The sequence below is a fragment of the Embleya australiensis genome, from assembly GCF_051903075.1.
Lineage (GTDB): Bacteria > Actinomycetota > Actinomycetes > Streptomycetales > Streptomycetaceae > Embleya.
This window is the reverse complement of the sequence record NZ_CP182424.1, coordinates 165,345-183,045: the sequence shown is the minus strand read 5'-3', so window position 1 is coordinate 183,045 and position 17,701 is coordinate 165,345. Positions and strand designations below refer to the sequence as shown.

Sequence of the window (17,701 nt, the reverse complement as noted above, 5' to 3'; positions counted from 1 at the left end):
GACGCTCGCGCATCGTCACCATCGTGCTCGCGCCGACTTTCGTCCGCCCCCAGATGGGAGCCCCGATGCCCGCAACCCCACCCACCATGCCCAACGGTTGGTTCATCAGGTGCCGAATGCTCGCCAACCTCATGCTCCTGACCTTGGTCGACGACAAGGGGGGAGCGCGCGGTAGCCGTCTTGCTCCCCCCGCCCACGAAGGCAGGGCGCGCAAGACCGCGCACACCTTGGAGGACATCACCACTTCCACAACACGCCTCGCGGCCCGGGAGCTGCTCGAAGCCTTCGTCGGCCACCAGGAACAGACACGGGCGAGTGCCGTTCGCTTCGGTCGGACGATCCCGGATTTTCCCGATCTCGTCGACAAGATCCGCGCGGTGGCCGTCGGTTGCCACGTCGACGTCGACGTCGATGAAGCTGCACCGGCGGTCATGCTCGTAATGGAAGCATCCGGTGCGGCGTCCCACCGGCTGCTGGGACTGGTCGCCGAATGGCCGGAGGCGGACGCGCACCCCCGCACGGTCAGCGTGCGACGCCACCCTGGCCCGAGCCTGGTCGTGACGATGGACCAGGCGAGAGCCAGCCGATTCCTTGCGTGGATACGCGACCGTCCCTGACCACGTGCGCCGACCAGTGCGCCGTTGCCCAGAGTTCACCGCCCGGGCAGGCACGATGAACGAACTCCTCGTCGCGTCCGCGCCACGACCACCGAACGATTTCCCGAGGCCTGGCCGCCGAATCCCGAGCCTTCAGGGTGGAGTGAAAACCGCAAATGCCCAATTCTGTCTGCATGTTCGGCGCGTATGCCCGCTCTCCGTCCGAGCGTCGGCAGGAGAAGGTGGAGTGCCGCGTCGTCCCGTGAACAGTGATGGCTTTAGGGACCCGTGTCGAACATGCGTGTCGGCATCGGCGGGGCGGCGAGGTCCAGGTCTGCGCACACGGCCGCGTACAGCTGGGGTCGTTCCAGCACGTGACGGACGTTGAGGGCGGCGCCGGCGAGGTGTGCGTAGACCTGCTCGGCGTGACTGCTGTACCTGTCGAGGCGGCGCTCGCGGGCGAGTGCCCGGGCCCAGGGCAATGTCTTGGCCATCTCGGCGAGCACGCGGGTGAGCGGACCGGACCGAGCCGCTCCGAACTCCCTTTCTCGCTGCTCGTCGGTCATCGTGCGCCACACGACGTGGTCGGTCAGGGAGTCGGTTGGGGAACGTACGGTAAGGAAGTGCGGCAGGTGGGAGACGGGGTGCTCGTCGGTGGACGGGACCACTCCCATGATCGGGACATAAGGTTCGCATTCGGCGCGGTGCGCGTCGTAGGCCAACCGGTGACCCGCGCAGAGCGCGAGACCAACGACGCCGGCTCGGGTTCCACGGCTGCTCAGACAGACGACGGTGATGACATCGTCACGTCGCGCGGCGGTGTGCGCCGTACCGGCCATGTCGCCGTCGGAGGCTCGCCAGGTGACCGTGCCCCACGGCGTATCGGCGAGGACTTGGTCGCCCGGAGCAGGGGGCCGCTCGGGAGCCAGCAACAGAAGGAGTCGTGCTCGGTCGGGTCCGACGTGGAGCGGGGTCATCGCCTTGAGGTCGGCGTGTTCGAGGAACCGGTCCGAGTAGGACGCGTCGCCGATCGTGGAGCGGTCGGCCGCGGGTGTTCGTTGCGCGGGTGGCATTGACCCAGTGGGCTGGTTCACGATTGTTCTCCGTCGGGAGTGGCCCGGTCTCGATGGTTTGGGTAAGGGCAATTGAGCTCGTCAGGTGCGCGATCGTCGTCGGCTCGAAGGACGGCGGCGTGTGCTTGTGCAACCAGGGGTGTGTTCCGTCACCGCGCCCAATCCAGGTAGGGCCGGTTCGCGGAGTGGGCATCCAAGTAGGTAGATGCGCGGGCGGCCGACTGCCTCGAGCCCGGGTGGTGCCGAGCGACGCCGGAGCCGTTCCCGGTTGGGCAAGCGGTCCGTGCGTCGTCGCTCGGTTTCCTACGCGCGAACATGGGATCCGCCGCGGGGCGCCACCGTCAGGGCTGCGGCACCGTCGGTGTGGATGTCGAATGCTTTGGACATGCCCGTGTCGCGGAGGATCTTGAGAACGAGCCCGCCCTCGCGGGTGACGACCCGCAGCGCTCGCCCCTGCGATTGCAGGTGCCCTTGCACGCGGCACAGGCCCCCCATCGAAACAGGGTCCAGGAAGTCGACGCACGTCAGGTCGACAATCAGGTCGCCATACCCCTCTGCGGTCAGCCTCGTGAGTTCCTCGGTCAGGGTGCATTCCTGGTAGGGGTCCAGGTCGCCGCTCACCTCGACGATGGTGTGGTCGTCGTGCCGACGGACGGTCATGGTGACGACGCCGTGGCCCCAATGACTAGTCCACGTCCTGGTGTCCGGTTCCACGATGCGATCTCCTGGGTTCGAGGCTGGCGGTCGGGTGTCTCGCTGGTTCGGTGATCGGTCGCGCCGCCGGTCGAGGGCGGCGGCTCGGGCGAGGTGTGTGCGGGCCCGTGCAGGTGCGTGGGCATTCTTTGCCGGCACGGATGTGGTGGTAGCGCGAGACGGCTACGAGGGCGTGGTTGTCCGAGGCGCCTGCTGGATGGTCAGCTCAGGCGGGCGATGCCGCCGTACATGACGCACTCGTGGGTGTTGCGCAGGAATCCGCGGTCAGGGTCGGGGCGCCATTGGGCGACGTCAACCAGGCCGGGATCGAGGAGGGCGTATCCGTCCAGGAACGCATCGATTTCGGCGCGGGTGCGTACGCGTCCCCAGCGGTCGTCGGTGGCTTGGCGCATGTGGTCGGTGAGGAGGGTGCGGTCGTGGTCGTCGTCGGCGACGAGGTGGCTGAGGACGATCAGGCTGTGTGGGGCGAGTCGTTCGTGCAGGCGGCGCAGGAGCGTGGTGACGTCGGTGTCGTCGGTCAGGCCGTGCAGTGCGGCGGTGAGCAGGACGCCGGTGGGTCGGTCGGCGGCGAGGACGCGGCGGGCGGCGGGGTGGTCGAGGACGGTGTGGAGGTCGGTCATGTCCGCGTGGAGTGCGTCGGTGTGTGTGTCCTCGTCGAGGAGGGTGCGGGCGTGGGCGTGTGCGTGGGGGTCGTGGTCCACGTGCAGGTAGCGGCTCGTGGAGGGCAGGTGGTCGGCGATCGTGCGGGGGTCGAGTGGGTCGGGGATTCCTCCGCCGAGGTCGAGGAATTGGTCGATGTTGTGTTCGTCGACCAGCGTGCGGACGGCACGGGCCCGGAACGCGCGGTGTTGGAGGGCGACGACGTGGGCGTTGGGGGCGAGTTCGAGCAGCGCGTCGGCGGCGCGCCGGTCGGCTGCGTAGTGGTCGATGCCGCCGAGTAGCCAGTCCCATACGCGCGCATCGGTCGCGGTGTGTCGGTCGATGCCGTGCCGCAACATCGCCGGGTTGTCCCGGGGTTGGGCGGGCGGGGTGTTCACGGGGCGGCGCCTGTGGCCGGGGTTGGGGCGCGGTCGGCGACGCGTATCCACGCCGGCAGGTGGTCCGAGGCGCGCTTGGCGCGTTCGGTGGTCACGACACCGCAGTCGCGGATGCGGGGCGCCAGGAAGGAGGACACCAGGGTGTGGTCGCTGCGGTGGAGGTCGGGTTCGCGGTCGTCCCAGTGGCCGACGGTGGGCGGTGGAAGGGTGTTCAGCCTTCGGTAGGGGTCGACGAACCCGGCGTCGTGGAGTTTGCGGATCGCGCGTCGGTCTGCGTCGCCGAAGCCGCCGCCGGGGAGGTCGATGCGGTGTCTTGAGTGCAGGTGTCGCGGGAACTCGTCCCAGTTCGGTTCGTCGTCGTGGGCGCCGATCGTGTTGAGGTCGCCGAGCAGGACGCACGCCGTCCCTGCCTGGGCATAGCCGGTGAGCCACGCTGCTTCCTTGGCGCGTCCGTCCGGGGAGAACGGGTCGAGGTGTGTGTTGAGGACGGTGAGGCTCTCGCCGCTCGCACGGATCACGAAGGTGGCGCGTTGCAGTGTGTGGTGGAACTTGCCGCAGGCGGCGTCCGCTGTCCAGGACGTCAGCCGTAGTCGGTTCGTGCGGTAGAAGATGATCAGGTGGCAGTCGTGGCTGGCCGACGGTGCGAACAGGGCGTGCATGCCGAGGAGTTCGGCGGTGTCGCAGACGCGGGCGAAGCCGTCGGCGTCCCACGACTTGGCTTCCTGGAGTCCGATGACGTCGGCGTCGAGATCGTGGAGGACAGCCAGGACGTCGGCGTATCGGCCCGGGTCCCACGCGCCGTCCAAAATGTTGTAGGTGGCGTAGATCAGACCGTCCGTGGACGGGGCACCGGCAACGGTGGTGCGTTCCTGGCGCCTGCGCGTGGTCGTGGCGTCGGACCGTCTGGTGTCGGGCGTGACGGTTGCGGTGCCTGGAACACGCGGGTCGGCGGGGTCCGGGATTACGGTGCGTGGGGCCGACCTTCCGAATGTCGTGCCGTTGGCAGGCCTTCCAGCGCTGGCGGGCTTGGGACGCGAGCGCGGGCGCACTGCGGTGATGCACGTGAGGAACCGTTGATGTCCCGGGCGACGCGGGAGGGCCGGGGCGAACGCGTAAACCAAGTCACGGATCCCGGGCAGTGGTCTGTCGACCAGGGCGAAGCCGTTCGGGGCCTGTTTCTCGGCGGGACCGCCGCAGGGGCGCGGTGGGGGGTACGGGGGCAACGGGGGGCCTCCGGTCGAGTCCGGTTCGGTCGCGGGTGTTCGGGCCCGGCGTCGCTCGCCGCTGACGGCGCGGCGGCGCGCCAGGGTGTCGGGTCAGCGGCGTACGGGTCGGGCGCCGCCAAGGGTGCGGACGGTGCTGTCGCGGTGGCCAGCGGCCAGGCGGCGGCGGGTATCGCTGTGTCCGTGTGCGGTGAGGGCGAGGCCGTCCAGGATGTGGCGGTGCGGCTCGGTGTCGTCGAGGTAGACCGCTCCCCACTCGTGTTCGAGGCAGGTCAGATCGGATCCAGTGGGAAAATGCAGGTACGCGAACGACGACGTCGGAGCCGGGGGCAGCAAGTGAGGCACGGTGCGTATGTGCGTACGTGGACGGTGGGTGGCGGTGGAGAGGGATCGCAGTTGGTGCGCCACGACCGTGGCGTCGCCGACGACACCGTCGAGGACTCGCTCGTCGATGAGGGCGGTCAGCACGATGTCCGGCTCCCGGTCGAGAATGGCGTGTCGCGGCGGGACACGCAGTGCCAGCGGATCCGGCTCGTGGCGTTCGGGGTGTGGGGGATGGGTGCTCAGTGCCCGCTCGTAGGCCGGCGTGCGCAGGAGCGCGGGAACGGTGTGCGCGGCGTACACGCGAATGTGGTCGGCGAGGATTTCGACGGCGGTCAGGCGTTCGCGCCATCCGGGCAGGATGTCGGCGTATCGGCCGGGCCATGGGCAGGGGCGGGACTCGTCGAGCAGCTTCCCCACGACGACGACGGCCGCAGGGTCGTGGACGCGATAGGCGCGGACGAGGTCCTCGACGTCCTTTGAGCGTGGTGGGCTTTCGCCGCGTTCGAGCCGGCTGATCTTGGCTGCGGATCCGCGGATGACGTGAGCGGCGTCCTGTTGCTTCATCCCGCTTTCGACGCGCAGCGCCCGCAGGACGGCACCCAGCACCACTGCGGCCGGTGACGGCCGTGTCGGGGCGGTCACGACAGCCTCGAACCGACGTGCGTGCCTTGTGGGATCGCGCTGTGGGGGTCGGTGAGGTCGCGTTCTTGCGGGTTCCGAGGCCGGGAGGGTGCGGCCGGGGTCCACTCGTCGGTCTGGGAGCCGGGAGTCGATGCCTGAGTGCGTGTTCGCGCGAGCGCGTCGCCGGTGTTCATCAAGGGGTTGCGCCAGCGCAGCTCGGGACGGCGAGGTCATGCTCGTTGAGGAGGTCGTCGATCAGGCGGTCGACGACGACGTCGGACGCGTCGTGCAGGGACAGAACCGCGACGGCCTGGGCGTCGCGGGCCCGCCACAGGCGATGTGCACGCACGATCCGATCCGCAGCCTCGGGATGGGCGGTGAGCGTGGGGTCGTCGACTGCGGCCGAGCACTCGCGCAGCCGGCGGGCGGCGATGTCCAAGTGGATGGTGATGTCCGGGACGAGTGCGTCGGCGCGCAACCGGCGCAGCGTGTCGGCGAGGCTGGGGCGCCGAGCGCGCCGGCTCCCGGCCGCGTGGTCCACCGCCAGCGCGAGCACGCCGTGGATGAGGATGATCGTGGTGCCGGCGTCCGCCTGTGTACGAGCCGCCCGCATCCGCGCGTTGAGTTCCACGGCCCGGGCGGGCAGTCCCCGCCGGGAGTCGTCGGGTGTGTGGGCGGGCGGCTGCGCTCCTGGCCGGACGACGCCGCCCGTGCGCGAGCGCAGGGCCCGGGCGATCGCGTCCGTGTCGACGCCGAATGGGCCTTCGACCAGGATCACGGGCGCCCCGACCCGCGGCCGAGGACAGGGCAGGACCCGCCCGGTCCACAACACACGAGTCCGGTCGCCGTCCGGGTCGGCGGCCGTCCGGGCCGAGTCGGGCGCTCGCCGGGAACGGGCGACGGGCGAGTCGGGCGTATGCACGAACCCTCCTGGGGCGAGTGGTGACAGACGGGATGATCGGCGGACGGCCCGAGGTTGGGTGGCTCGGGCGAACGGGACGTTCCTGCCTCGGTCGAGCGGTAGGCACCCACGGAGTGCGGTTGTCCTACGGTCCGGCGGGGGCGATGGGACGGAGGTGTCGGTAGCCCAGGTGTAGGACGTGCAGGGGTCGTTCACCGGCGTTGTTGGAGAAGCCACGCGGCACGTCGGAGGCGAGGATCAGGGCATCGCCCGGCCGCAGGCCGATGTGCCTCAGAGCGCGCAAGGGGGTCAGCGTGCGGTCGCCGGGGGGAGACGACATAGGCAAACTCACGTCGACGACGATGCCACCGTGCCGGTCCCACAAGGGGTCCATGGCCATCGTGGAGCGCCCTCCACGATGGTCGCCACGCGCATGCCGGCCCTGCCGCGAGGAGCGCGGCGCCCCGGGCACCGTACCCGCGCGGAGGTGAGCAACCGGCGCCATGGAGAGCTGGCGCGCCCACCTCGTCGACGCCCCGCGAGCGCGCCCAAGGGGAGAAGGCATCCTCTCGCGTACGTCGACGGTCGAAGGTCGGAAGTTCGAATGGGCCGGGGCTGCGGCCGCCACCCGGCAGTTCCTGGTCCGCCTTGGCAGCCGTCCCGGCACTACGCTCACGCTCCACCGCGTGTGTGGCCCGTCGGCGCGGTCGTGGGGAACAGCAAGGGGTCCGGGATCGGGTTCATCGGGTCCAGGACCAGGGGCACGAAATCCCGGGGATTCGAGGCGCGTTCCTGCACCAGTGACACGCGCCGCATCACCGCCGCCGTGGCGTAGGCGCTCAGGTCGAACACGATCCGGGGCGCCTGTCCGGGCACGCCGTGGACGACAAAGCGGACGACGCCCCCGTGGGTCGTGCCCACGGCGACGCAGCGTTCGGGTACAAGGAGATGAGACACGGCAGGGCCCCCGGGCAGTCGAAACGGTTGACGCGAACGAGATCGTGTTGATGTGTGGCTGGCGGACGGCTGCAATCGCGCCGGATGGCGTGGCAGCTCGTCACGCGCCGGTTCCCGATGTACACGGTTCGGGAGCGGTGTCCGCAACTGCATAGTCGTCGCCGGTCACGTCCGCCACTAGAGCGTCGAACGTGCGCGAGTCGAGACCGAAGCGTTCCCGGGCGAGGTTCCACAGGGCTTCTCCGAGATCGCCCATCTGCGCGTCGTCGCACGCCACGACGGCCACGGCGCATTCGTTCGGGGTGTCGAGTAGTACCAGCCGCACGCGGCCCACCGTGTCCCCCGGCGGAGTCTCCTCACGGGTCATCACCACCGCTCCGGTGCCGCCGACCCGGACAGTCACCGACACCCGAGCGCCCGGGTCGCAAGCGGGAGCCGTCAACAACGCGGTCACGTCGTTCGCGGTCGTCACGAAACCACCTCGGTACCCACGGTCCGCGCAGCGATCGCCTCGTGAGGCACGTTGTGCGTCCCGTTTCTGTTGCCCCGCACCTTCCAATCCTTTCGAGTCGCCGCTCCAGGCGAACCAGGCCGAGGCCATTGGTTCCCGAGTCGGTCTGTTGGGACGGTGGTGGCACCGGGGCGCCGATTCGCCGCGGCGCCACCACCGCATGGGCCCGTCGTCGTTGACGAGCCCGGTTGCCCCGCCGAAGCGGCTCGACCTCAAGGCCCGGTCCTTGAGGGAGCAGCTCACGTCGGGGTGTCCGATCGGTGGGACAACCGAGAAGTGGTTCTCGCCACCGTGGTTCGGGGCAGTCCAATCGCGTTCGTCAGTCGGGCGTCTCCCGTGCCCCGACGACCTCGTGACGCACGGGCTCGGCCGGGCTCACGTCCGATCGCTCCTTCAAGCCACCGAGGAGGTCCGCCACTGCTTGCGGACTCAGTTCTTCGGATCCGTGCGAGCGCGCGACATCCTTCGGGCCGTACACCAAGCGGGCAACCAATCGACTCGCCTCTCCGGTGGCATTGCTGCTCATGCTTTCGGGTTTCCTGTCCACGGGGCCGGCGATGTGCGACCGGAGGAATCGTTGGGCACCTGGGAGCGAAGCTCCGTCTCGAAACGCGGCCCTCATCGGTCGCGCCCCCTCACACCAGGCTGGGCAAAGGCGCAGGGACGTCGTCGGGCGCCGCGGCGCGCGTAAGTACGCGGTGGCGTGCGAGTACCGTCAGGACCTCTTTCAGCACCTCGTCGGGCGTCCTGTCCTCGGTGTGGACGACCGTGCCCGGAGCCGGGCTTGGTCCGTACGGGCCGTGGTACTCGACCATGCGACCCAGCCGGTCCGGGTCGGCGGCCAGCGTCAGATCCTCCGGTCCAGCGAGCTCCTTCTCGCGCAGCCTCCGGGCCAGGGTCTCGACGCTCGCCGTAAGGCAGATGGTGAGCGGCGTCCGCAGCAACGGGCGGTGGTCGATCAGGAGACGCTCGACACTGCACGTCGGCCGATCATGCTGGTCGGCGTGGGTCGAGCAGGCCGTGCGGATGTAGCCGTCGACGACGAACACGGGGGCGTTCTCCGGTCGGTCGCACATGTCCGACGCCAACCGCAGCCGACGCACCCGCGCCTCGAAGGCGCCCCGCCAGCCACCGGTTGGGGAACCCGATTCCGGGATCGGGTCGGGGTCGGCGGTGAACCCGCCGCAGCCCAGCACCACGCGCAGGTGGGTGGCGATCGTCGTCTTGCCGACGCCACGCGGGCCTTCGATCGCCACCATCCGCGCGACAACCGGAGAGGCGGGTATGAACGGGGCCGAGACGATCATGTCGAGCGCTCCAGGACAGGAAGACGGACGGACCAGTGGCGTCCGGTGCTCGCCGGACCCGCCGCTGCACCGACGCGGCCCGCTCGCACGGCGGTCTGCCGACACGGACCGGCCACGCCGCGCCCGCCCTCCCGGCCACCCTTCGTCCAAGGAGGCGCGAGCCGGAAGTCGACGGATCCGGACGGACCCGAGCCGGGGCGCGTCGAACTCTCGACGCTGGCCTGCGTCTCCGGGGTGCGGACGCTCCGGCGCAGCGCCAGGCGTTCGGTGCGGGCGTAGTCCGCGGTCTGCCAGTAGACGGCCTTGCCGACGCCGTCCTGTTGCGCGCCCCAGGCGCCCTCGAGCGCGTCCACCATGCCCATGCCCCGGCCGGATTCCCATCCGTCGCCGGCATCAAGCACACGAGGCTCGGTCGTAGTGTTGTCCCAGACCTGGAAGCGCACCTGCGAGCCGACGCGGTACGCACTCAGGCGGAGGCGGCCGCCTTCGACGCCGCCGTGCTTGAGTGCGTTGGCCAGGATCTCGCCGGCCGCCAGGCCCACGGCGTACCGGGTGTCGGCGTCCACTCCCAATCCGGCCAGCCAGGACACCAGTTCGTGACGCAGGCTCGGCACGTCTTCGAAGGTGGCCATGTCTCGGGTCCAGTTCGTGGTGTCGAAAGGGCTATCGGACACGGCAATTCGACCTCCTCGGGGCCGCGTTCGTCCGCCTCTGTCGCGGGCGGTGTGGGGGGTGGGGTCGGGTCGGGCGTTGAACGGCGGTGGCGAACACTGCAACTCCATCGACCGCGCGGGCGGCCGGGTTGGTGCGCGGAGGGTTGTCGCGATCGGATGCGTGAACGAACCCGGGACGGTCCCCCGCCGGCCGCCGAAAGCGAGGCGTCGGTGATCCGCACACCTCCACAATTGCGGTTCCAGGTCCGGGGCTCCACGTCGTGGCACCGCCATCTCGCCGCCATCTCGCCTGTGGTGCGGGCTACCCGAAAGAGCGAGATGACCACAAATCTCACCAGACTTAACTCCCATAGCGGGCATGATGTTGAGGTGTGTCACTCTCAGTTGTCATATCCGCTGGCGTCTTCGCGTGATGATGACGGCAAGATGGCGGTCCCCTCGCGTGGAGGAGTGGCCCTTGCCGTCGCCAAGGTGAACGTGTGCCCCGACGCCTCGCACAGATTCCGGCGTGGCGTCGCCGGTGGCGCACGACGTGAGGGAGAACAACGTTGTCGACGATGTCCGAGAACCCACCGGAGCCGTGGACGGCCCCGGGACGGGTTCGCCCTGCGGATCGCGTATGCCGCCCGCGGCTTTCGGCGAGCGCGGCTCGGCACCTGTCGTCCGCCATGTCCGCCTGGCCGTTGGCGGTGGGTTGTCGCGCCATCGGCGGGCCCGCCGCCGTCGACCACCGGGCTCTGGGTTGGGCGCAGGTCGACTCCTCACGTTCGATCGAGGGTCTGCACGCGGCGATCGAGCGCGGCGCGAACTTGTTCGACGTGGGGGACGTATTCGGGTACGGGCACGCGGAGCGCCTGCTCGGGAAGGTTGTTCGCGAGTATCGGCGGGAGGATCTGAGAATCATCGGCCGGGTCGGCTGGGTACGCGGTTCATCCGTGCACGGCTTCGCCGGCACCGTAGTGCGACGACAGTTCGAGCAGACCTTGGAGAACCTACGGACCGACTACCTCGACGTCTACTGTTTCGATCACGACAATTTCGGGATCGACGACGACCACTTGGGCGAGAGCCTCGCGCAGATGCGCGCGCTGCGCGAGGACGGCCACGTGCGAGCGATCGCCATGCGCGGCCCCGATCCCTTCGCCCCGAACCCGCACGCCGCCGGCCTGCGATTCGCACGTCTGTTTCGGGTCATCCGGCCGGACGTCGTCTCGCTTCGTTTCAACGGCCTGTGCCCCGCCACCTCCGTGGACGGCGAGGATACATTCGCCTTCACCGCCCGGCACGGCGTCGGCCTCCTCCTCCACGAGCCGTTGGGCCAAGGCGTGTTGACCGGGAAGTACGATCCCGCTCGTCCGCCTTCCTTCGGTCCCGGTGACAGTCGCAGCCATGAGCGATGGTTCACCGCGGCCGGACTCGCGGCGATGGAGCCGGGCCTGCGCCGGTTGCGGGACCGCTTCGGCGACAAGCCCGGTGATCTGGCCCGCGTCGCTCTGCAGTACTGCCTACAGCAGGCCGACCACGCGGCGGTCCTGGTCGGGTTCACCTCCGCCGAACAAATCGTCGGCAATCATCATGCGGTCCGCGAACTGGACGACGCCGAGGCCGACTTCGTCGATGAAACGTACCGAGAAATGCGAGCCGCGTTGTCCGTGGCTCCCGTCGGCCCGATGGCCTGACTCCCTTGCGCGGTTCGCCTCCACGGGCGCCGGATCCGAACCCTGGAGTACCCGCAAGCGTCCTCGTAGACGGCGCGCGGCGGGGTCTACGACGGCACGCCGCCCGAAGGTGTCGGGTTGCGGCTCACGTGCCGCACAGTGGCACTCGTGCGACCACGTCCCAGCGGTAGGCGGCGCGTTCACGCCTGAGTTCCACCAGGTCCACACCGTCGACGCGCACCGCGACGCGCGGCCGCCCGCGCAGGAGCGCCACCTGCTCGATCACCTCGGCCGCAGGTCGGGCGCGATTCGAGTAAGCGATGCCCAGGTGGGGGCGCAGAAGCGCGGTGGGACCTCCCGCGGGTGCTCCGGCCCCGGCCAGGACCGCGTGTAGGTCGATCACCGGTCCCCAGGGGGCGACGCTGTAGCGAAGCGAGCCTTGGGACCCGGCCAGGGGGCCCACCGACAACTCGAAGGTGTCCGGAGTCTGCCCACGAACGCGATCGACGAGCTGCGCCAGGAAGACTGGGTTGGTGTCCGCCGCGTCTGCGACCTTGTTCAAGGTGATGTGCAGCCCCTCGGAGGGCACCGGATCCAGGAACGGGTCCGCAACGACGGCCTGGCAGGTGAGAGCCTCGTGGATCAAGGCTTCCTCGTGGGCGAAGGTGAGCATCCAGTAGTAGGCACGTCCACCGTTCCATCCGGGACGGTCCCAGTGGTCGACCATGGTCGACACGGCACGAAAGGCGCCCCAGTCGTGCTCGGCGATCACCTTCGCATCGAGCAGGCTCGGGGGTGGGTCGACCGGAAACGTCGTCGGGTCCGACCGCAGGCTCGTCGTCACGCTCGCTCCTGATCCGGTCGTCCTGAACAGCACGGCTACACCGACGCCGGAGCGGCGGTCGCCCCGCCAGGAGCCTAGCGGGTGGGCCCCGCAGGCCGCCGCCGTCACTGCCTCTCGACGTCGAACCGGGGACGAATTCGAGGGTCCTGCGACGAGTCCTCGTCTCGAGTCACCGGTAGCCCTCATCGGCCGCCGGTCTCCTGTGAGGATCGGTCCGACCACGGCGTGGAGACCGGAAACGTGCGCGCGGCGAGGTCGTCGGCGTAGTCCCGCACGGCGGAAACAGTGTGCCAGCGGTCGGCCTGTCGGCCCAACTCGTTCGCTCGTAGCCACACGGAACTGATCGGTGCCGCGCCGGCGGCACTCAGGGCGGCACGTCCCAAAGCCATGGCGTGCTCGACCTGCGGTGGGCGTCCGCCCAACAGCGCGGTGGCCACATCCAGGCTCACCAGCGCCTTCGTCCAGTCGGAGTCGGATCGTGTGACGAGGTCGTCGATTTGATCGGCATAGTCGAGGACTCTGTCCAGGTGTCCAAGGGACAGATGCGCGGTGACTGCGTTGGCGAGCGTGCGGGCCGGGCTGTAGGGCGCGAAGTCGATGCACGAACTGATCCCACCGGGGAGGGCGGCCTGCCGGTCCGACAGATCGAGCGCGCGTCCGATCACGGCCTCCGTTTCGCGGCCGCGCCCCAAGCGGGCCAGGGCCCGGGCGCGGCCGTTGACCAGGAGTCGGATCGCCTGCGGGTGGTCCGGGGACAACGCGACGCCGGCGGCGGCCGCGGCGTCCGCCTCCTCGTATCGACCGCAGTAGTACAGACCGAAGGAGCGCGTGGCCCACGCCCACATGCAGGTCTCGGTGTCCCCGATCCCCTCGGCCAACGACAGCGCCTCGGCGCAGAAGGCGTCGGCCACGTGCGAGGCGCCGGTGTTGACGGCCATGTACGCCAGGAGCCCTGCCGCGCGCGCGGCCAGTCGCGCCAGGTCGGGATCGGCCTCGAGGCGTGCCGGTCCGAGCGTGCGCAGCATGCGGCGCAGCAGTCGGGTCTCGCCGACGAGTTGCAGCGGGCCCTGTGTCTCGTAGCGGCGGACGATGTCGTCGATGGATGCGGTGGCCATGAGCAGCAGAGCGGGAACGGGGGTGCCGGCGGTGGTCGGGGCGTCGGCCGTGGGCGCGAAGAGTTCGGGCGCCGGTCGTCCGAGCATGTGTTCCAGGACGCGGCGTGTGTGCGCGTGGGGCAGTGACCTGAGGTCCCCGGCCAACCATCGTTCGAAGGTCCGCTTGGACACCGTCACCCGATGCAGCGCCGGCTCGCGCTCGCGCGCGGCCAGCGCGTCGCGGGCCAGCGCAAACTTTACGTCGAAGGTGGAGTACAGACTCCAGCCGCGCTCGAGCACCAGAGCACGAAAAAGCGTGCTGCGCACGGCTGTTCCTTTCCTGGTGCGTCACGCACCGGCCGACGGACCCGGGATGGAAGTGCTCGTCACGGCGAGCGGTCCGAATCCGCAGCGGCGTAGTAGTCGGTCAGCATCTCGGTCGGCCAGGCGGGTTGGTGGGTCTTCCCGCGGGGTCCCATCTCCTCGAACCAGGGCTTGATGTCGAGGACGGGTGTGCCTTCGACGGCGTCGAGGCCTTCGACATGCAGGTCCAGTCCGTCGACGGAGAGCAGTCGGCAGCGGGAAATGCCCAGCCAGTTGCGGCGGCGCATGTTGCGGTGGCCGAAGATCCCCACCGGGGGCCAGTCGGGATTGTCGCGGGGTCGCCGCGCGCCCGGGTGCAGGTCGCTGGGGTCGGTGAGATGGAAGCGGAAGACGATTTCCAGGTGGGAGAAGTCGGTCAGTCCCTCGGTGGCGTCGCGGGGGTAGTCGGGCGTGATGCGGACGATGGCTCGGGTGTCGCCCCAGTAGTCGTCGGTAGGTTCGACACGGCCCCCGACGACATGGGCGACGGGGGCAACGGTGAATTCCTGCTCCATGGACTACTCCTTCAGATGGTCTGGGTCAGGTAGGCGGCCGCGCGGGCATCCACCTCGTCCGCGAACCGCATACCGCGGCCGCGGTGGGGAGTCAGTGCTCCACGCATGTCAACGGCCGTGCGGCGGGCGCGCGCGGAATGGAGGCCGTCCATCGCGTCCAGGGCCTGCGACCAGGTGGCACACGCCTCCTCGACGGAGTCCCGGCGGGCCTGGACGGCGCCGAGATATCCGAGCGTCACGGCATGGGTGCGCGTGAAGGCGGTCGCCTTCCGGGTGCGGACACTGCGTCGAAACTGGTGCACGGCGCCGGTGAGGTCGCCGATGTCACGCAGCGTGCAGGCGGTTTCGTGGGCCAAGCCGGCTTCGGCGAAGAAGAACACGCGGTCGGGTTCCCCGTCGGGGACGGCGGCGTCCAGGTCGTTCTCCGCGCGCAGCAAGGCCGCGGCCGCTGCCTTGGGTTGATCGGTGGCGGCCAGGGCCCGGGCGTGGACCACACCCAAGAGGGCGCGCTCGCGTGGCGCGGCCCGGGCGTAGCGGGGTCCGTCGACGGAGGCGGCGGCGAGGTCGAGGGCGTGGCGGCGGTGGCCGAGGTCGACGGCCTGGTGGGCCATCGCGCGCAGGACGTGGCCGGTCATGGGGTCGTCGTCGGCTTCGACGGCCAGCTTGACGGCGATGTCGAAGTAGTTTTGCGCGACGGCGTGTTCGGCGTTGTCGAAGGCCATCCACCCCGATAAATAGGCGAGTTCGGCGGCGGAGGAGAACATCGCCTGCCGGACCTCGTCGTCGGCGAAGCGTCCTTCGAGACAGGGACTCACGTCGGCCACCAGGTACTGAACGACCGAGCCGCGTGCGTGGCCACCTCCGCGACGTTGGTCTATCCGCGAGAACATGGCGACCATCTCGCGCACCGCGTCAAGGTCGCGTCGGCCCACCGTGCGTGTCCTGGTCTCTTGCCCCGAACCGGAGGATCGACTTCTGTCCGTGTCGCGGGCAACAGGTACCGCAATGGCCGCGAGGGAGTAGGCGGCGGTCGAAAGGGCACTCCTGCGACGCATGTCCAAGTCCTGTTCTCCCAGATCCCTGATCGCGGCCACCGTATCCGTAGGACGGTGTCGCGCCGGACGGGAAGGGAAGGCGGTCGGGTCGCTCTCACCCGGAGGCCCGAACAGTTCCGCGGCCGTGCGGCCGAACATGTACTCCAACACGCGACGGGCGTGGGTGTGGGGCACGGTCTCGCCGGCCATCCATCGTTCGAAGCTGCGCCGAGACACACTGACCCTGTGCAGGCGCGGTTCCCGCTCGCGGCCGGCGAGCGCGTCACGCGCGACGCAGAACTTGACGTCGAACGTGTCGAACGAATTCCAGCCGCGTTCGCGGACGAGGTCGCGGAGAAGATTGGGGCGCATCACCGGTCTCCTTCGATCCCTCTTGTCGACGTCGCGTCGATGTCGCGGCGGTAGAGCACCTTGTCGGGGAGTTGCGCGGCGTCGAGCGAGGCGTAGAACGCCCGGGCGGCGATGTTGTCCCGTTCGGTGGTCCACTCCACCCGGGAACACCCCCGATGCCGGGCCACCTCCTCGATCCGGCTCATCAGGGCGCGTGCCACACCGCGCCGTCGATGGCCCGCACGCACGTACAGTTCCTTGAGGTACAACGAGCTGGTGTCTCCGGCCGCAGGCCACAGAAACGAGTACGAGGCCATTCCCGCAACGTCGCCGTCGTGAATCGCCAACATTACGAACCCGACCGGATGGTCGCCGAACAACAGCGCGCACAGCCGCTCGGTCCGCTCGGGTGCGCAATCTGCGGCTGTTCCGCCGTAGTGATCCTCGATCTCGTCCACGAGCGCGGTGATCACGTCAACGTCGGCCCGGGTGGTGTCGCGAACGAGGATGCTCGTCACGTGGAGGCTCCCGGTGCCGAAAGCGGCAGGTCGGCGAGGATGTCTCGGACGTCGCGCACGCGCTGCGGAGCACAGCGCGAATCGGGAAGCAGTCCGGCCACCTCGCGGGCCCGCGTCACCACGATGCCCGGGCGATGACTCGGCGGCAGTTCCTCGATCACCGTCGCCAGAGCGTCCGCCGCCTCGGCGGTCCGTCCCACGTGTTGCAGGCACATCGCGGTGTCGACCCGGACGAGCGCGCGGTCCAGCAACTCGCCCTCGGGCAAGAGTTCCAAAGCCCGGCCCTGGGCCTCCAGCGCACGTTCGACCACGCCGAGATGTGTCCAGGCGTTGCCCTGGTGAAAGCGCAGCTGGGCCTCCGTGTATCCCAGAGCGGAGTCCACGAGTTGCTCGGTGGTCAATCCGGCAAGGGCGTCCTCCGCTCGGGCGAGCGCGGACGCGGCCTGTTCGTGGTCGCCGCGTGCCGCGTAGGCTCGGGCCTCCAGCGGGGCGGCAAGTGCCGCTCCCACACCGACTCCTCGGGTGGCCTTCCGGGCGTGCCGTGCCTCGTCCGCGGCGCCGGCGAGGTCGCCGGAGTAGAAGAGTCCGTACGCGTTCTGCGCCAGTACCCAGGCGCGGACCGCATCGTCGTCGGTCTCGTCGGCGGCGGCCAGGGCGGTTCCGGCCCAGGCCCTCGCGTGCTCGTACGCGCCCAGCCGGACGAGGCTCAGAGTCATCAATCCGGCCATCCACGCGGCGATCCTCGTCAGCCGGCGTGTCGTCGAAGGGCTCTGACGGCGATCAAGGGCCAGCAGCAACTCCGCGAAGTCTTGCCGGAGTTCGGGTTGGACGTCGAGGTCGGCCCGGAAGCGCATCTCTCGGCCGTGTCGTGCGACCCTCTCCTCCCAGGCATCCAGCCCCTCATGGCTCATGTGTCCGGAGGTCAACGCCCCTTCCAGGTCCTGCCGGAGCTTGCGTGCTCCGATATCCGCCTCGACGGGTTCGTCCGCGAGGCTTTTTCCGCTATCGGCGTCCGCGAACAGGTCTTGGGCGGCGACACCGAGAAGGTGTTCGAGGATCCGACAGGTGTTCGGTTGGGGCAAGGTCTTGACGCCACCCGCCATCCATCGCTCGAACGTGCGCCGTGAAACCACGATCTCGCACAACCTGGGTTCGCGTTCCCTTCCGGCCAACGCGTCCCGGGCCAGGGAGAACTTCACGTCGAAGGTCTCGAAGCTGCTCCACCGGCGTTCGACGATCACACGGCGGAAGCGTGTCTCGCGCACGGCTTCCCTCCCTTCGGCCGAAGCACAGCGGAATCGCCGAGGCTCCGCCTGGGCGAAACCACAGGTCGCTATGCCCCTGGTACACATGGTGACCACAATCAGCATGCCGTTCTCGGCCATT

The 17,701-nt window shown here is 69.6% G+C and carries 20 protein-coding genes; 2 read left to right on the top strand and 18 right to left on the bottom strand.

The window, feature by feature from the left end; translation table 11 throughout:
• Positions 1–116 precede the first annotated feature (116 nt).
• Positions 117–617 (top strand): hypothetical protein, encoded by a 501-nt coding sequence (locus tag ACMXN5_RS49665; protein WP_439681626.1) that lies wholly within the window; start codon positions 117–119, stop codon positions 615–617.
• Positions 618–874: 257 nt separating this feature from the next.
• Here the strand turns inward: ACMXN5_RS49665 and ACMXN5_RS49660 are convergent, their stop codons facing one another.
• The 12 genes from ACMXN5_RS49660 to ACMXN5_RS49605 form a co-directional block, all read right to left on the bottom strand.
• Complete coding sequence (locus ACMXN5_RS49660) at positions 875–1,669, bottom strand: hypothetical protein (RefSeq protein ID WP_439681625.1); 795 nt, start codon at positions 1,667–1,669, stop codon at positions 875–877.
• Between the two features lie 303 nt (positions 1,670–1,972).
• A complete protein-coding gene (locus tag ACMXN5_RS49655) occupies positions 1,973–2,383 on the bottom strand; it encodes an STAS domain-containing protein (RefSeq protein ID WP_439681624.1) in 411 nt (136 codons plus the stop codon).
• A 200-nt stretch (positions 2,384–2,583) separates the two neighbouring features.
• Complete coding sequence (locus ACMXN5_RS49650) at positions 2,584–3,420, bottom strand: SAM-dependent methyltransferase (RefSeq protein ID WP_439681623.1); 837 nt, start codon at positions 3,418–3,420, stop codon at positions 2,584–2,586.
• A complete protein-coding gene (locus tag ACMXN5_RS49645) occupies positions 3,417–4,469 on the bottom strand; it encodes an endonuclease/exonuclease/phosphatase family protein (RefSeq protein ID WP_439681622.1) in 1,053 nt (350 codons plus the stop codon). Before ACMXN5_RS49645 ends, ACMXN5_RS49650 begins: the two co-directional genes overlap by 4 nt.
• A gap of 267 nt (positions 4,470–4,736) precedes the next feature.
• Positions 4,737–5,609 (bottom strand): helix-turn-helix domain-containing protein, encoded by an 873-nt coding sequence (locus ACMXN5_RS49640; protein ID WP_439681621.1) that lies wholly within the window; start codon positions 5,607–5,609, stop codon positions 4,737–4,739.
• Between the two features lie 172 nt (positions 5,610–5,781).
• Positions 5,782–6,510 carry a hypothetical protein gene (locus ACMXN5_RS49635; protein WP_439681620.1) on the bottom strand — a complete coding sequence of 243 codons (729 nt, stop codon included), beginning with the start codon at positions 6,508–6,510 and terminating at the stop codon, positions 5,782–5,784.
• 124 nt (positions 6,511–6,634) lie between these two features.
• The gene (locus ACMXN5_RS49630; RefSeq protein ID WP_439681619.1) at positions 6,635–6,793 is read right to left on the bottom strand and encodes a hypothetical protein; all 159 of its coding nucleotides are present in this window, start codon (positions 6,791–6,793) and stop codon (positions 6,635–6,637) included.
• Positions 6,794–7,161: 368 nt separating this feature from the next.
• Positions 7,162–7,410 carry a hypothetical protein gene (locus ACMXN5_RS49625; protein ID WP_439681618.1) on the bottom strand — a complete coding sequence of 83 codons (249 nt, stop codon included), beginning with the start codon at positions 7,408–7,410 and terminating at the stop codon, positions 7,162–7,164.
• Positions 7,411–7,546: 136 nt separating this feature from the next.
• On the bottom strand, positions 7,547–7,918 hold the full coding sequence (locus ACMXN5_RS49620; RefSeq protein WP_439681617.1) for a hypothetical protein: 372 nt from the start codon (positions 7,916–7,918) through the stop codon (positions 7,547–7,549).
• A gap of 358 nt (positions 7,919–8,276) precedes the next feature.
• Entirely contained in the window at positions 8,277–8,483 is a 207-nt protein-coding gene (locus tag ACMXN5_RS49615) for a hypothetical protein (protein ID WP_439681616.1), read from the bottom strand.
• A gap of 109 nt (positions 8,484–8,592) precedes the next feature.
• Positions 8,593–9,264 (bottom strand): hypothetical protein, encoded by a 672-nt coding sequence (locus tag ACMXN5_RS49610; protein ID WP_439681615.1) that lies wholly within the window; start codon positions 9,262–9,264, stop codon positions 8,593–8,595.
• Positions 9,261–9,938 (bottom strand): ATP-binding protein, encoded by a 678-nt coding sequence (locus ACMXN5_RS49605; RefSeq protein ID WP_439681614.1) that lies wholly within the window; start codon positions 9,936–9,938, stop codon positions 9,261–9,263. Before ACMXN5_RS49605 ends, ACMXN5_RS49610 begins: the two co-directional genes overlap by 4 nt.
• Positions 9,939–10,606: 668 nt before the next feature.
• On the opposite strand from ACMXN5_RS49605, the gene ACMXN5_RS49600 reads away from it, so the two are divergent.
• Positions 10,607–11,617 carry an aldo/keto reductase gene (locus ACMXN5_RS49600; RefSeq protein WP_439681613.1) on the top strand — a complete coding sequence of 337 codons (1,011 nt, stop codon included), beginning with the start codon at positions 10,607–10,609 and terminating at the stop codon, positions 11,615–11,617.
• 124 nt (positions 11,618–11,741) lie between these two features.
• Here ACMXN5_RS49600 and ACMXN5_RS49595 read toward each other — a convergent pair whose 3' ends face one another.
• The 6 genes from ACMXN5_RS49595 to ACMXN5_RS49570 form a co-directional block, all read right to left on the bottom strand.
• Positions 11,742–12,440 carry a 2'-5' RNA ligase family protein gene (locus tag ACMXN5_RS49595; protein ID WP_439681612.1) on the bottom strand — a complete coding sequence of 233 codons (699 nt, stop codon included), beginning with the start codon at positions 12,438–12,440 and terminating at the stop codon, positions 11,742–11,744.
• Between the two features lie 182 nt (positions 12,441–12,622).
• Positions 12,623–13,861: a hypothetical protein gene (locus ACMXN5_RS49590; RefSeq protein WP_439681611.1), complete on the bottom strand. Its 1,239-nt coding sequence runs from the start codon at positions 13,859–13,861 to the stop codon at positions 12,623–12,625.
• 59 nt (positions 13,862–13,920) lie between these two features.
• Complete coding sequence (locus tag ACMXN5_RS49585; RefSeq protein ID WP_439681610.1) at positions 13,921–14,412, bottom strand: SAM-dependent methyltransferase; 492 nt, start codon at positions 14,410–14,412, stop codon at positions 13,921–13,923.
• Positions 14,413–14,423: 11 nt separating this feature from the next.
• Complete coding sequence (locus tag ACMXN5_RS49580; RefSeq protein WP_439681609.1) at positions 14,424–15,818, bottom strand: Tat pathway signal protein; 1,395 nt, start codon at positions 15,816–15,818, stop codon at positions 14,424–14,426.
• Positions 15,818–16,315: a GNAT family N-acetyltransferase gene (locus ACMXN5_RS49575; protein ID WP_439681608.1), complete on the bottom strand. Its 498-nt coding sequence runs from the start codon at positions 16,313–16,315 to the stop codon at positions 15,818–15,820. The genes ACMXN5_RS49580 and ACMXN5_RS49575 overlap by 1 nt, the downstream gene beginning before the upstream one ends.
• Positions 16,312–17,580, bottom strand: a complete 1,269-nt coding sequence (locus tag ACMXN5_RS49570) for a helix-turn-helix domain-containing protein (protein WP_439681607.1) — start codon at positions 17,578–17,580, stop codon at positions 16,312–16,314. The genes ACMXN5_RS49575 and ACMXN5_RS49570 overlap by 4 nt, the downstream gene beginning before the upstream one ends.
• Positions 17,581–17,701 lie beyond the last annotated feature (121 nt).